This window comes from Paraburkholderia sp. J10-1, assembly GCF_905220165.1.
In the GTDB taxonomy this organism is placed as follows: Bacteria; Pseudomonadota; Gammaproteobacteria; order Burkholderiales; family Burkholderiaceae; genus Paraburkholderia.
Map to the genome: position 1 here is coordinate 154,153 of NZ_CAJMYW010000013.1, position 12,834 is coordinate 166,986.

The following is a 12,834-nucleotide window of genomic DNA, read 5'->3' on the forward strand; positions in this document are numbered from 1 at the left end:
GCTACCCGAGCGCGCGCCTGCAATCTGCCGCCCAAAAGCACAACGGCACGCCTTGGCGTGCCGTTGTTGATTGAGGATTGAGCCTGCGGAAAAGCCGCTTACTGCCCCGCCACCGTCATACGGTCGATCAGTACCGAGCCGGTTTGACGCGTACCGCGCGCGAGCGTATCCGCGCCCACGGCGACGATGTGGTGGAACATCTCCTGCAGCGTCGAAGCCACCGTGATTTCCTCGACCGGGTACTGGATCTTGCCGTTCTCCACCCAGAAGCCCGACGCCCCGCGCGAATAGTCGCCCGTCACGAAGTTCACGCCCTGCCCCATCAGCTCGGTCAGCAAGAGGCCCGTGCCGAGCTTCTTGAGCATCGCTTCGAAGTCGTCCTCCGGCTTCGTGAGCGAGCTTTGCAGATGCAGGTTGTGCGAGCCGCCGGCGTTGCCCGTGGTCTGCATGCCGAGCTTGCGCGCCGAATACGACGACAGGAAATAGCCCTGCACGATGCCGTCCTTGACGACTTCGCGCCGCTGCGTGCGCACGCCCTCTTCGTCGAACGGCGCGCTGCCGGCCGCACGCGGCACATGCGGGTCCTCGACGATCTGGATGTGCGGCGCGAATACGGGCTTGCCGAGGCTGTCGACGAGGAACGACGTCTTGCGATACAGCGCGCCGCCGCTCACGGCCTGCACGAACGCGCCGAGCAGGCCCGCGGCGAGCGGGGCCTCGAACAGCACCGGCACCTTGCGCGTGTCGAGGCTGCGCGCGTTCAGGCGCGAGAGCGCACGCTCGGCCGCATAGCGCCCGACGGCTTCGGGCGCGGCCAGCTCGGCCGCGCTGCGCCGCGAGGTGTACCAGTCGTCGCGCTGCATGTTGCGGCCGGCGCCTGCGATGGGCGCGCACGAAATGTAGTGGCGCGAGTACGGATAGCCGTGCATGAAGCCGCCCGAGGTGGCGAGCACGAACTGCGAATGCTGCGCCGACACGCTCGCGCCTTCGGAGTTCTTCACGCGCGGATCGACAGCGAACGCGGCATCTTCGGCGCGGCGCGCGATTTCCACGGCCTCGTCGGCCGAGAGATTCCACGGGTGGTAAAGGTCGAGGTCGCGCGGCGCGGTTTCGAGCAGCTCGCGCTCCGCGAGGCCCGCGCAGTCGTCGTCGGCGGTGAAGCGCGCGATGTTGTACGCGGCCGCCACCGTGTCCTTGAGCGCCTGCGGCGAAAAATCGGAGGTGCTCGCGTTGCCGCGCTTGTTGCCGATATAGACGGTCACGCCGACCATCTTGTCGCGGTTGTGCTCGATCGTCTCGACCTCGCCGCGGCGCACCGAGACGGACAAGCCGTCGCCTTCGGAGATCTCGGTCGCGGCGTCGCTTGCGCCGAGCGCATTGGCGTGCCGGAGGATGTCGGACGCGATCTCCTTCAGTTCGTCCTGGGTGTGCGGGAAAAAGCGTTGCCGGGCTTCGATGTCTGCTGCCATTGTCGTTACGGTCCGGTTCTGGGCCGATGCGGCCCGCTGATGTCGTGTTTCGCTGGTGTCGCTTCGAGTGCGACCGGTGCTTCGGAACGCGCTGCGTTCGCAAAGCGCATCACGCGATCATAGCAAGGTATGTGAACACGCATCACAGGCGCTTTCGCCGCCTCGCGCTGCGCATGAACCCTCACACCGATATCGGGCCGCCGGCGGCGCCTTCAAGCCCAGGCCGCACGCCCGCGCACGCTACAATACGCCCCATGAAACGCAAAACCCGCATTCAACCGATGAACGACGCTGTCGCCGACCAGGACGACAACGGCTACGATCGCCCGAGCAAATCGCAGCTCAAGCGCGACATGGAAGCGCTCCAGGAACTGGGCCAGGCCCTCGTGGAGCTGCCCAAGGACGCGCTCAAGCGCATGCCGATGACCGAAGACCTCGCGGACGCCGTCCACGAGTGCCGCCGCATCACCGACCACGAAGGCCGTCGCCGCCAGCTCCAGTATGTGGGCCGCATGATGCGCGGTCTGACCGAAGCCGAAGTCGCCGCGCTGCGCACGAAGTTCGAAGAGCACCGCGGCGTGAACAGGGCCGCCACGGCGCGCCTGCACTGGATCGAGCGCACGCGCGACAAACTGCTCGCCGACGACGCCGCGCTCACCGAATTCATCCGCCAGTACCCCGCCGCCGACCCGCAGGAAGGCCGCACGCTGATCCGCAACGCGCGCCGCGAGCAGGAGCAAAACCGGCCGCCGAAGTCCTTCCGCGAACTGTTCCAGTGGATCAAGGACGTGAGCGCGCAAGGCGCCGGCGAGGCGGACGACCACGACGACGAGCGCGCCGACGAGGACCGCGAAGATGACGAAGCCTGAGCGCAGCCACCCTGACGAGCTCGTGATCGGCCTTGTGTCGGTCAGCGACCGCGCGACGAGCGGCGTCTACGAGGACAAGGGCATTCCGTCGCTGATGGAGTGGCTCGGCAGCGTGCTGAAAACGCCTTGGCGCGCCGAAACGCGCCTGATCCACGACGACGCGGCGACGATCTCCGCCACGCTCACGGCGCTCGTGGACGGTCTGGGCTGCGACCTCGTGCTGACCACGGGCGGCACCGGCCCCGCGCGCCGCGATGTGACGCCCGAGGCGACGCTCGCCGTGGCGACCAAGGAGATGCCGGGCTTTGGCGAGCAAATGCGCCAGATCAGCCTGAATTTCGTGCCGACGGCCATTCTGTCGCGCCAGGTCGCCGTGATCCGCGAAAACGACGACCATGCGGCGCTCATCATCAACCTGCCGGGGCAGCCGAAGTCGATCAAGGAAACGCTGGAAGGCCTGCGCAACGATCAGGGCGCGGTGAAGGTGCCGGGTATTTTTGCTGCGGTGCCGTACTGCATCGACCTGATCGGCGGCCCGTATATCGAAACCGATCCGAACGTCGTGGCGGCGTTCCGGCCAAAGAACGCGCAGCGAGCGCCGCGCGCGTAAGACTCGAACTTCTTGCTGCGTTATGACACAACGCGTGCCACAACGCGGCGGCGACGGGACGAACCCGCCGCCTCGGCGTTGCCGTGTCGGCTCAGATCAAAGCGCCGGACCGGCTTCGCCCGTTGCGTTATCCGGCACGATGCCCGGCGCCGGCACGAGGAAATGCTCGCGGTAGTACTTGAGCTCGTCGATCGACTCGTGGATGTCGGCGAGCGCCGTATGCATCGCGCGTTTCTGGAAGCCCTTGTAGATGGTTGGCTGCCAGCGGCGGCACAGCTCCTTGAGCGTGCTCACGTCGAGGTTGCGGTAGTGGAAGAAGCGCTCGAGCGTGGGCATCCAGCGCGCCATGAAGCGGCGGTCCTGACAGATCGAGTTGCCGCACATCGGCGACTTGCCCGGCGGCACGTACTGCGAAAGAAACGCCATGATCTCCTCGGTCGCGCTTTCTTCCGTGACCGTCGAGGCCCGCACGCGCTCGGTGAGGCCCGAGCGGCCGTGCGTGTTGCGGTTCCATTCATCCATGCGGTCGAGCACCGACTCCGGCTGATGGATGGCCAGCACGGGACCTTCCACGAGCTTGTCGAGCGTCGAGTTCGTCACCACCACGGCGATCTCGATGATGCGGTCGTTGTCGGGATCGAGCCCCGTCATTTCCATATCGAGCCAGATCAGGTTCATGTCGGTGCGCTCGATGAGCGGCGCGCCGGCAGCGGTAATGTCAGTCATGAAAGGCAACCCGGAGAGCGTTGGAAGCGCGGCGCGTGCGCGGCATCGACAGGATGCGATGCCCGGCCGGCGAGAACATATAATTGTCGCATAGATACCACGGACTTCCTGGATGCCTAATCTGTCCCCCTCCCCTGCGCTGTACTTCAGCGTGCTCTTCGTCGTGGCCGTGCTCGCCATGGTCGCGACCAAGCTCTGGCTCGCGTCGCGCCAGATCCGCTTCGTGGCCGCGCACCGCGGCGCGGTGCCCGCGCAGTTCACCGCGACCATCCCGCTCGCCGCGCACCAGCGCGCCGCCGACTACACGGTCGCGCGCACGCGGCTTGGCATGATCGAAATCGTGCTCGGCGCCGTGGTGCTGATCGCGCTCACGCTGCTCGGCGGCGTGCAGGCGCTCGACCTTGGCATTTCGGACGCGATCGGGCGCGACTATGTGGGCCAGATCGCGCTGATCGGGGCCGTGCTCGCCATTTCCGGCGTGGTCGAACTGCCGCTCGACTACTACCGCCAGTTCGTGGTCGAGGAGCGCTTCGGCTTTAACCGCATGACCAAGCGCATTTTCATCATGGACCGCATCAAGGGGCTGCTGATCGGCGCTGCATTCGGCATTCCGCTGCTCTTCGTCGTGCTCTGGCTCATGAAGCAGGCGGGCAGCCTCTGGTGGCTCTGGACATGGGCCGTCTGGGTCGCCTTCCAGATGCTCGTGCTGGTGCTCTACCCCACCTTCATCGCGCCGCTTTTCAACAAGTTCGAACCGCTGCGCGATGAAGCCCTGCGCTCGCGCATCGAGGCGCTCATGCAGCGCTGCGGCTTTGCGGCCAAGGGCCTGTTCGTGATGGACGGCAGCCGCCGCTCCGCACACGGCAACGCCTATTTCACGGGCTTTGGCGCAGCCAAGCGCATCGTGTTCTTCGACACGCTGCTCGCGCGCCTCTCCGGTAGCGAGATCGAGGCCGTGCTCGCGCACGAACTCGGCCACTTCAAGCGCCGTCACGTCATCAAGCGCATGATTGTCACGTTCGCGATCAGCCTCGCGCTGCTCGCCCTGCTCGGCTGGCTCTCGCAGCGCGTGTGGTTCTACGAAGGCCTCGGTGTGCGGCCGTCGCTGCTCGGTGGCAACGAAGGGCTCGCGCTCGTGCTGTTTTTCCTCGCCGTGCCGGTGTTCCTGTTCTTCGTCACGCCGCTTGGCAGCCTCTCGTCGCGCAAGCACGAGTTCGAGGCCGACGCCTTTGCCGCCACGCAAACCGACGCGCAGCATCTCGTCAACGCGCTCGTGAAGCTCTACGAGGACAACGCGTCGACGCTCACGCCCGACCCGCTCTATACCGCGTTCTACTACTCGCATCCGCCGGCTTCGCAGCGGATCGACCGACTTCTAGCGCACGCATGAACCGGCGCGCAACGAAAGCCGCCGGCAATGCTAAAGCCGCAGGCGCCACGCTGCACGGCGTGGTGATCGCCGCCCACGGGCGCCATTATCTCGTCGCGCCCGACGGCGGCGGCGCACATCTGCAGTGCTTCCCGCGCGGCAAGAAGAGCGAGGTGGCTGTCGGCGACCGCGTCGAGTATCAATCGACTTCCGCCGATCAGGGCGTGATCGTCGCGATTGGCGAGCGGCGCAACCTGCTCTACCGTTCCGACCAGTTCAAGTCGAAGCTCTTCGCGGCGAACCTCGACCAGCTGCTGATCGTGCTGGCCACCGAGCCGCACTTCAGCGAAGACCTGCTCGGGCGCGCGCTCGTGGCCGCCGAGGCCAACGACCTCAAGCCACTCATCGTCCTCAACAAGATCGACGTCCAGGGCGCGCTGCCGCTCGCGCGGGAACGGCTCGAACGCTATCGCGCGCTGGGCTATACGGTGCTCGAGGTTTCGGTGAAGGGCCGCCCCGAGGAGGCGCGCGCGGTGCTCGCCGAGCACCTGCACGGCCATCAGACGATCCTGCTCGGCCAGTCGGGCATGGGCAAGTCGACGCTCGTGAACCTGCTGATTCCCGATGCCGAAGCCGCCACGCGCGAGATTTCGACGGCGCTCAACAGCGGGCGGCACACCACGACGTTCACGCGGCTCTACAGCTTGCCCGAGGGTGGCGCGCTGATCGACTCGCCGGGCTTCCAGGAATTCGGCCTCTATCACCTAACCGAAGGCAAGCTGGAGCGCGCGTTTCCCGAATTCCGGCCGCTGCTCGCGCACTGCCGCTTCTACAACTGCCATCACCTGCACGAGCCGGGCTGCGCGATTCTGGAAGCTGTCGACGATGGCCGCATCGCGCCGGAGCGCCAGGCGCTCTACGCGCAGCTCATGCACGAGATCAGCCAGGTCGTGCGCTGACGCGCCGCCTGCCCCTGCGCCTATGCTCAAACTCGTACGCGCGCCGAATCTGCTGATCGCCCAGCACTGGATGAACATCCTGGCGACGGCGGGCGTGCCCTGCGAGCTGCACAACCGCTACCTGAGCGGCGCGATGGGCGAGATTCCCGCTGAGCAGTGCGCACCCGAACTGTGGCTCGTGGACGAACGCGACGAGAAGCTCGCCCGGCGTTTGATCGACGAGGCGGTGAGCGGACCGCCGCCAGGCTCGCCCACATGGCGCTGCGCGCGCTGCGGCGAGGTGCTCGAGGCGCAGTTCACCGTGTGCTGGAATTGCGGGCGCGACCGCGACGTGCGCGACGAATGACGCAAGCACCGTCGCAAATGCAAATGGGCCGCTTTTAGCGGCCCATTTGCATGTTCGCGGCTGGCGATCCGGCGCTCAGAGCCACACGGCGATCGTCAGCATGAGGAGCAGGATCATCCACAGGATCACGGCGCGCCACACGAGGCCCACCGCCGATTGCAGCGTGCGCGGCGTGCAGTCGTCGCCCACCGTGTACGGACCGCCCTCGCCCGGCTGCGCCAGCGCATCGACGCTGGACTGCTCTGCGAGCGGACCCGAGAGGCGAGCGCCGAGCGCCCCGCTGCCGGTCGCGAGCAGCACGCCTTCGTTGGTATCGGGCCACTGGTTCGTGTGATTGCGCCAGGCGTAGATCGCGTCCTCGAAGTTGCCGACGATCGCAAAGCCCAGCGACGTGAGCCGCGCCGGCACCCAGTCGATCACGAAGAACACGTGCTGCGCGAAGTTCGAGAACGCCTCGGTGCGGTCTTCCGCCGGACGCGCCCACTCGCGCGCGAGGTATTCGGCAATGCGGTACAGCACGGCGCCCGCGGGCCCGATCGGCACGAGGAACCAGAAGAACACGCCGAACACGTGCCGATGCGAGGCGATCACCGCATGAATGAGCGTGTGACGCACGATCTCGCTCACGGGCATGTCCACCGCGTCGAGGCCGGTCCATTCGTGGAGAATTTCGCGCGCGCGCGGCACGTCGTCGTTGTTCAGCGCGAGATGAATGTCGGTGAAATAGTGGCTGAACTGGCGAAAGCCGAGCGTGAAATACACGACCACCACGTTCCACAGGAAGGCCAGCACGAAGCTGATGTGGTACAGCACGTAGTAGACGAGCGCCGTGGCGAGCGTCCACGGCAACACGACCACGAGCCAGGCGATGAGGCCGTGCTTCTGCTTGCCGGCGTCGAAGCCGTGAGCGGCCCACTCCGCATTGAGGCGCACGAGCGCCATGACTGGATTATTGGGCGACAGCGCCCGCACCTGTTCGATGACGAGGGCCAGCAATACGGAAAAGAAGGTCATGCGACGCGCCGTGCAGATCGAGTTGCGAAAGGGTTTTAGAAAGTGTTGCAACGATATCACAGGGCCAGATGTGCCTGACCATCGCCGGTCAATCGGGCGGCAATCTCGCAACAGTGCACGGCGGCGCTTGCGCGTGCCGCCAGACGTGTTACGCGAGCAGGAAGCGGTAGAAGTTGCGCAGCATGCCCGCCGTGGCCCCCCAGATAAAGTGCGAGGACCCGACGCCTGACGCGTTAGCGGATTCCGGCGCATTGCGGTCCGGTGCATTGCGGTCGGGATAAGGCATCGCGTAAAAGCGCCGCTCGCCTCCCTCCCAACGGAACACGCGCACCTGGTGATGCACCGGGTTCATGAGAAAGCTGAGCGGCACCTCGAAGATGCTCGCCACTTCGAGCGAATCGGCGGCAAGGCTGAACGGCTCGTGCACGAGGCCGACCACGGGCGTGACCCTGAAGCCCGTGCCAGTGAGATATTCGGGCAATGCGCCGAGCACCTCGACGCGCGCGGGGTCGAGATTCACTTCCTCTTGCGCTTCGCGCAGCGCGGCGGCAATGGGTGTGGGGTCGGAAGGCTCGCGACTGCCGCCGGGAAAGCTCACCTGCCCCGCGTGATTGCTGAGATTGTCGGCGCGCTGCGTGAGCAGCACGGTCAGGCCGCCCGCGCGCATGGCGATGGGCACGAGCACGGCGGCCTCGCGCGGATCGCGCACCTCGGCGAGACGGGCTTCCTGCGGTTCGGGGTCCCACGGCAGACGCTGCTCGAAGCGCGCGCGCAAGCCGGCGGCGGTCAGGCGCTCCGCGGCGACCTGCGGGAGGCTCGCGCCCGTCGATTCGATCGGCAGGCTTTCGGGTTCAAATACTGGGCGGATCAACGGCGGTCCCGGATTACACGTACACGAGATTATTTTGCGGCCAAAAAGAAAAAAGCACCCCGAAGGGTGCTTCTTTCTTACAGCTTTTACGCCTGATCGGCCGGAGCAGCTGCGCGGTCTTTCGACACCAGCTTTTCCTTGATACGCGCCTTCTTGCCCGACAGGTTGCGCAGGTAGTACAGCTTCGCGCGACGCACGTCGCCGCGGCGCTTCACCACGATGCTGGCCAGCAGCGGCGAGTACGTCTGGAACGTACGCTCGACGCCTTCGCCCGACGAGATCTTGCGCACGATGAACGACGAGTTCAGGCCGCGGTTACGCTTCGCGATCACGACGCCTTCGTATGCCTGAACGCGCTTGCGGTTACCTTCAACCACGTTCACGTTGACGATCACCGTGTCGCCGGGGGCGAATTCGGGGATGGTCTTCTCGCCCAGCACGCGCTGGATTTCTTCCTGCTCGAGTTTTTCAATCAGATTCATGGAATGACTCCGTATGCCATCTTGTCGGCGTTCGTACCTGTGCAGGATGACCTGCAACTACGGCCCCGATAGAGGATGGATTCACAACTGGCGCCGTTCACGCATGAAGCGGCACCGCCTTTTGCGCCCCTTGTCGCGCACGCCCGAAGCCTTAGGCTTCGTTCGAGCCCTTCGCGAGACTAGTGAGCCACGCCTCGTCGGCACGGCTCAACATCTTGTTCTTTCTGGCCCGCTCGATCAGATCGGGCCGCTTGTTCCACGTGTTGCGCAACGCCTCGCGGCGCCGCCACAACTCGATTTCCGCGTGATGGCCGCCAAGCAGCACATCGGGCACGCGCACGCCGTCGTATTCCTCGGGGCGCGTGTAATGCGGACAGTCGAGCAAACCGTCGACGAAGCTGTCCTGCACCGCCGAAAGCGCGTCGCCGAGCACGCCCGGCAGGTTGCGCACCACGGCGTCCATCAAGGCCATCGCGGGCAATTCGCCCCCCGAGAGCACGAAGTCGCCGAGGCTCACTTCTTCGTCCACGCAGCGGTCGACGAGACGCTGGTCGATCGCTTCGTAGCGGCCGCACAACATCACGAGACCCGGCTCCTGCGCGAACTGCATGACGCGTTCGTGCGTGAGCGGCTTGCCTTGCGGCGACATCAGCAGCACACGCGGAGCGCTCACGCCGGCTTGCGCCTGCGCGGCCTTCGCCGCATCGATCGCCGCTTCGAGCGGCTTGGCCAGCATGACCATGCCGGGGCCGCCGCCGTAGGGGCGATCGTCGATCGTGCGATAGTTATCGGTCGTGAAATCACGCGGATTCCACGTGCGCAACGTGTAACGCTGCTGCTTCGCCGCCCGGCTGGTAATACCCCAGTCGGTCAGCGCGCGGAACATCTCGGGAAAGAGCGTGACGACATCGAACTGCATCGCTCTCTCCGTTCAGCGAAATTGAATCACGGCGCGCAGTATTGCCGTGTTGCTTAGTAATCGGCTTCCCAGTCGACGACGATACGCTTCGCCGCCAGGTCCACCGTTTTCACGAACACGCCCACAAACGGGATCAGGCGCTCGCCGGTGACCGGCTTGCCATCCTTGTCCGTAGACGGGTAAGTGACACGCAACACCGATTGCGCGCCATTGTCGATCAGGTCGGCAACCTTGCCGAGCTCGACACCCGCCTCGTTGGCGACGTCGAGGCCGATCAGGTCGACCCAGTAATATTCATCGGCTGCGGGCGCCGGGAATTCGGCCCGGCTCACGTACACGCGCGCGCCGCGCAACAGCAGCGCGGCGTCGCGGTCGGCCAGGCCCGAAAGCTCGCCGACGACGCTGTCACCATGAACCTTGGCGCTCACGCGCACCGCGGAATGACGCTCGCGATGCCCCTGACCCTCGCGGCCCTTGAGAAGCCACCAGCGTTTAGCGGAAAGCAGCGCGCGGCCGTCCTGCGCGTGCGGCGCGATCTTCAACCAGCCCTTGAGGCCATAGGCGTCGATCACGGCGCCGACTTCAACGGCGTCGTCCGGCCAGCTCGCTTCGGTTTCGGCGCGCAGGCCCTCGGTTGCAGGCGCAGCTTTCGCGGCGCTCTCGCGCGCAGGCTTGCGCACGAACGCACCAAACGAAGGCGCGCTGCGGGCCGCAGCTTTGCCAGCGCCGCTGGTCGCAGCACTTGTTGCAACGTCGGGCGCCCCGCTTTCCGACGCGTCGTTCGCCTTTACGGCAGATTTAGCGTCATGCGCGGACATCGGCACCCCTTGCGACCAGCTTGATATCGCACACGCTCATGGAGCGCGTACGCGGGTAAAACACGGACAACAGACTGAAAGACGCTTAAAAACTTAAGCAGCCGGCGCAGCGGCGGCGGTCTTTTGCGCTTCCTTCACGAGGCGCTCGACTGCCGGCGACATTTGCGCGCCGTTTTCCTTCCAGTACGTCACGCGATCTTGAGCGATACGCAGCGTTTCACCCTTGGTAGCGACCGGGTTGTAGAAGCCCACGCGCTCGATGAAACGGCCGTCGCGACGGTTGCGCGAATCGGTTGCGACGATGTTGTAGAACGGGCGCTTCTTCGAGCCGCCGCGTGCCAGACGGATGATGACCATACTAAAATCCTTGAAAACCGGGGTTCGGGACTACTGAAACATGCGATTATAGCCCGAAACCGGAGGCATAACAAACACTTAACGGGAAATTGCGCGCTGGCGCCGGGAAAGCGGCAAGACGCGGCGGTCAAAGTGCCGCTCGTGGCCACGGCGGGCGGGCCCTGGAGCGAATTGTGGCGACTTTCAGACGACTCGTGCAATGGCTGCGTCGCACTTGCGGCACCGGCGGGCGTGACAGCTCCCTTTTTCGGGCACCCCGTGCGTCGGCCGGACGCTTCGCACTGGCGTGGCTCGGCCTTGCCGCCGCCCTGCTCGCGGCGCCGCTCGCTCACGGGGCGCTTCCCATCGAGCGCATCAAGCTCCCGCCAGGCTTCCACATAGCGGCGCTGTCCGAGGACGTTCCCGGCGCGCGCGAAATGACGCTCTCGGGCAACGGCACCTTATATGTAGGGAGCATGAGCGGCGACGTGTACGCGCTCGAACTCAAGGACGGCAAAGCGGCGAAGCGCCATATCGTGGCATCCGGGCTGACGATGCCGGTGGGCGTGGCCTGGCGCAACGGCGCATTATACGTCTCGGCGGTGTCGTCGATCGTGCGGCTGGACGACATCGACCGTCATCTCGACGATCCGCCCAAGGCCGTAGTCGTCACGGATTCCCTGCCCACCGAGCGCCACCACGGCTGGAAGTTCATCGCCTTCGGCCCCGACGGCAGGCTATATGTGCCGCAAGGCGCGCCGTGCAACGTCTGCCTGCCGGCAAGCGACCCGCAGCGCGTGCATTTCGCGATGATCGGCCGCATGGACCCCGACGGCTCGCACTACGAGACCATTGCGCGCGGCGTGCGCAACACGGTCGGCTTCGCGTGGCATCCGCAGACGCACGAACTCTGGTTCACCGACAACGGCCGCGACATGCTCGGCGACGACATCCCCGACGACAAGCTCAACCGCCTCGCGCACACCGGCGAGGACTTCGGCTTTCCGTATTGCCATGGCGGCAACGTCGCCGACCCCGAGTTCGGCGCGGGCCATCCTTGCAGCGGCTTCACGCCCCCGGTCGCGAAACTCGGCGCGCACGTGGCGTCGCTCGGCATGCGCTTCTACACCGGCTCGATGTTCCCGGCCGATTACAAGAACAGCCTGTTCATCGCCGAGCACGGTTCGTGGAACCGCAGCAAGAAGGTCGGTTACCGCGTAGTGCGCGTGAGCGCCAACCCCGACGGCACGAACGCACGTCAGGACGTGTTCGCACAGGGCTGGCTCAACGCCGACGAGACCCAATGGGGCCGCCCCGCCGACGTGCTGCCGCTGCCCGACGGCTCGCTCCTGATCAGCGACGACTACGCGGGCGCGATCTATCGCGTGACGTACGCCAAACCGTGACGCGCGCGCCGCGTTAAAGCTGCTGGCCTGGTGCCGGGCATAAGCGTGCGCTTGTGCTGCAAGCGAGGCGCGCGGCATACAATGCCCGGCGGCCCGTGTGCGATGACGTGATGCGCCCATGACGGCCAAACGTTCACGTTATGCCCGAGCCCATGCCCAACGAAAACAACCCCGCACGCTTTCGCTCCAAGACCCTCACCGCCGCCCTCGCGTTCCTGTTTGGCAGCCTCGGCGCACATCGCTTCTATCTGTATGGTCCGCGCGACGTGTGGGGCTGGGCGCATCTGTTCGGCACGCTAATCGGCATTCCGGGCGTGTTGCTGCTCGTCGCAACCGAACGCGCCTCGATTCCCGGCTGGGGCCTCGCCGTGATCGGCGCAGTTTCCGTCATTTCGGCGTTTCTGGCGGCAATCGTGTATGGGCTGCGCCCCGACGCCAAATGGGACGCGCAGTTCAACGCCGCGTTCGTGGAGCAAGGCCGCACAAGCCGCTCGGGCTGGACGGTCATCTTCGTCGTGATCTTTTCGCTGCTGATTGGCGCATTCCTGCTGATGACGGGACTCGCGCTCTCTTTCCAGACCTATTTCGAGTCGCAGGTCGAGGCCGCAAAGGCCATCTCGCAGTAGCGCCGCGAGCCCGA

Annotated in this window: 15 protein-coding genes; 7 read left to right on the forward strand and 8 right to left on the reverse strand. The window is 65.7% G+C overall.

Annotation, left to right across the window (positions count from 1 at the left end):
• Positions 1-98: 98 nt before the first annotated feature.
• A complete protein-coding gene (gene pmbA, locus U5A65_RS31075) occupies positions 99-1,469 on the reverse strand; it encodes a metalloprotease PmbA (protein WP_321912609.1) in 1,371 nt (456 codons plus the stop codon).
• A 254-nt stretch (positions 1,470-1,723) separates the two neighbouring features.
• On the opposite strand from pmbA, the gene yjgA reads away from it, so the two are divergent.
• A complete protein-coding gene (gene yjgA, locus U5A65_RS31080) occupies positions 1,724-2,338 on the forward strand; it encodes a ribosome biogenesis factor YjgA (RefSeq protein ID WP_321912610.1) in 615 nt (204 codons plus the stop codon).
• Positions 2,325-2,948, forward strand: coding sequence for a molybdopterin adenylyltransferase (gene mog / locus U5A65_RS31085; RefSeq protein ID WP_321948785.1), 624 nt, complete (start codon positions 2,325-2,327; stop codon positions 2,946-2,948). Before yjgA ends, mog begins: the two co-directional genes overlap by 14 nt.
• Before the next feature lie 96 nt (positions 2,949-3,044).
• On the opposite strand, the gene orn is transcribed toward mog, so the two are convergent.
• A complete protein-coding gene (orn, locus tag U5A65_RS31090; RefSeq protein WP_321912615.1) occupies positions 3,045-3,674 on the reverse strand; it encodes an oligoribonuclease in 630 nt (209 codons plus the stop codon).
• 112 nt (positions 3,675-3,786) lie between these two features.
• Between orn and U5A65_RS31095 the strand changes: the two genes are divergently transcribed.
• The 3 genes from U5A65_RS31095 to U5A65_RS31105 are packed head-to-tail and all read left to right on the forward strand — an operon-like array spanning position 3,787 to position 6,348.
• A complete protein-coding gene (locus U5A65_RS31095; RefSeq protein ID WP_321912616.1) occupies positions 3,787-5,064 on the forward strand; it encodes a M48 family metallopeptidase in 1,278 nt (425 codons plus the stop codon).
• A complete protein-coding gene (gene rsgA, locus U5A65_RS31100; protein ID WP_321912618.1) occupies positions 5,061-6,002 on the forward strand; it encodes a ribosome small subunit-dependent GTPase A in 942 nt (313 codons plus the stop codon). Before U5A65_RS31095 ends, rsgA begins: the two co-directional genes overlap by 4 nt.
• Before the next feature lie 22 nt (positions 6,003-6,024).
• Positions 6,025-6,348 carry a DUF2007 domain-containing protein gene (locus U5A65_RS31105; protein ID WP_321912620.1) on the forward strand — a complete coding sequence of 108 codons (324 nt, stop codon included), beginning with the start codon at positions 6,025-6,027 and terminating at the stop codon, positions 6,346-6,348.
• Between the two features lie 75 nt (positions 6,349-6,423).
• On the opposite strand, the gene U5A65_RS31110 is transcribed toward U5A65_RS31105, so the two are convergent.
• From U5A65_RS31110 to rpsP, 6 genes are all read right to left on the reverse strand, one after another.
• A complete protein-coding gene (locus U5A65_RS31110; RefSeq protein ID WP_321912622.1) occupies positions 6,424-7,362 on the reverse strand; it encodes a CobD/CbiB family protein in 939 nt (312 codons plus the stop codon).
• Between the two features lie 148 nt (positions 7,363-7,510).
• Entirely contained in the window at positions 7,511-8,233 is a 723-nt protein-coding gene (locus tag U5A65_RS31115) for a CoA pyrophosphatase (RefSeq protein WP_321912624.1), read from the reverse strand.
• 86 nt (positions 8,234-8,319) lie between these two features.
• Positions 8,320-8,715, reverse strand: coding sequence for a 50S ribosomal protein L19 (gene rplS, locus U5A65_RS31120; RefSeq protein WP_028206741.1), 396 nt, complete (start codon positions 8,713-8,715; stop codon positions 8,320-8,322).
• A 151-nt stretch (positions 8,716-8,866) separates the two neighbouring features.
• The gene (gene trmD / locus U5A65_RS31125; RefSeq protein ID WP_321912627.1) at positions 8,867-9,634 is read right to left on the reverse strand and encodes a tRNA (guanosine(37)-N1)-methyltransferase TrmD; all 768 of its coding nucleotides are present in this window, start codon (positions 9,632-9,634) and stop codon (positions 8,867-8,869) included.
• Between the two features lie 53 nt (positions 9,635-9,687).
• Positions 9,688-10,452, reverse strand: a complete 765-nt coding sequence (gene rimM, locus U5A65_RS31130) for a ribosome maturation factor RimM (RefSeq protein ID WP_321912629.1) — start codon at positions 10,450-10,452, stop codon at positions 9,688-9,690.
• 93 nt (positions 10,453-10,545) lie between these two features.
• Entirely contained in the window at positions 10,546-10,809 is a 264-nt protein-coding gene (gene rpsP / locus U5A65_RS31135; protein ID WP_028206744.1) for a 30S ribosomal protein S16, read from the reverse strand.
• Positions 10,810-11,090: 281 nt separating this feature from the next.
• Between rpsP and U5A65_RS31140 the strand changes: the two genes are divergently transcribed.
• Complete coding sequence (locus U5A65_RS31140) at positions 11,091-12,194, forward strand: PQQ-dependent sugar dehydrogenase (protein WP_321948798.1); 1,104 nt, start codon at positions 11,091-11,093, stop codon at positions 12,192-12,194.
• Positions 12,195-12,346: 152 nt separating this feature from the next.
• Positions 12,347-12,820 carry a TM2 domain-containing protein gene (locus tag U5A65_RS31145; protein ID WP_321936132.1) on the forward strand — a complete coding sequence of 158 codons (474 nt, stop codon included), beginning with the start codon at positions 12,347-12,349 and terminating at the stop codon, positions 12,818-12,820.
• Positions 12,821-12,834 lie beyond the last annotated feature (14 nt).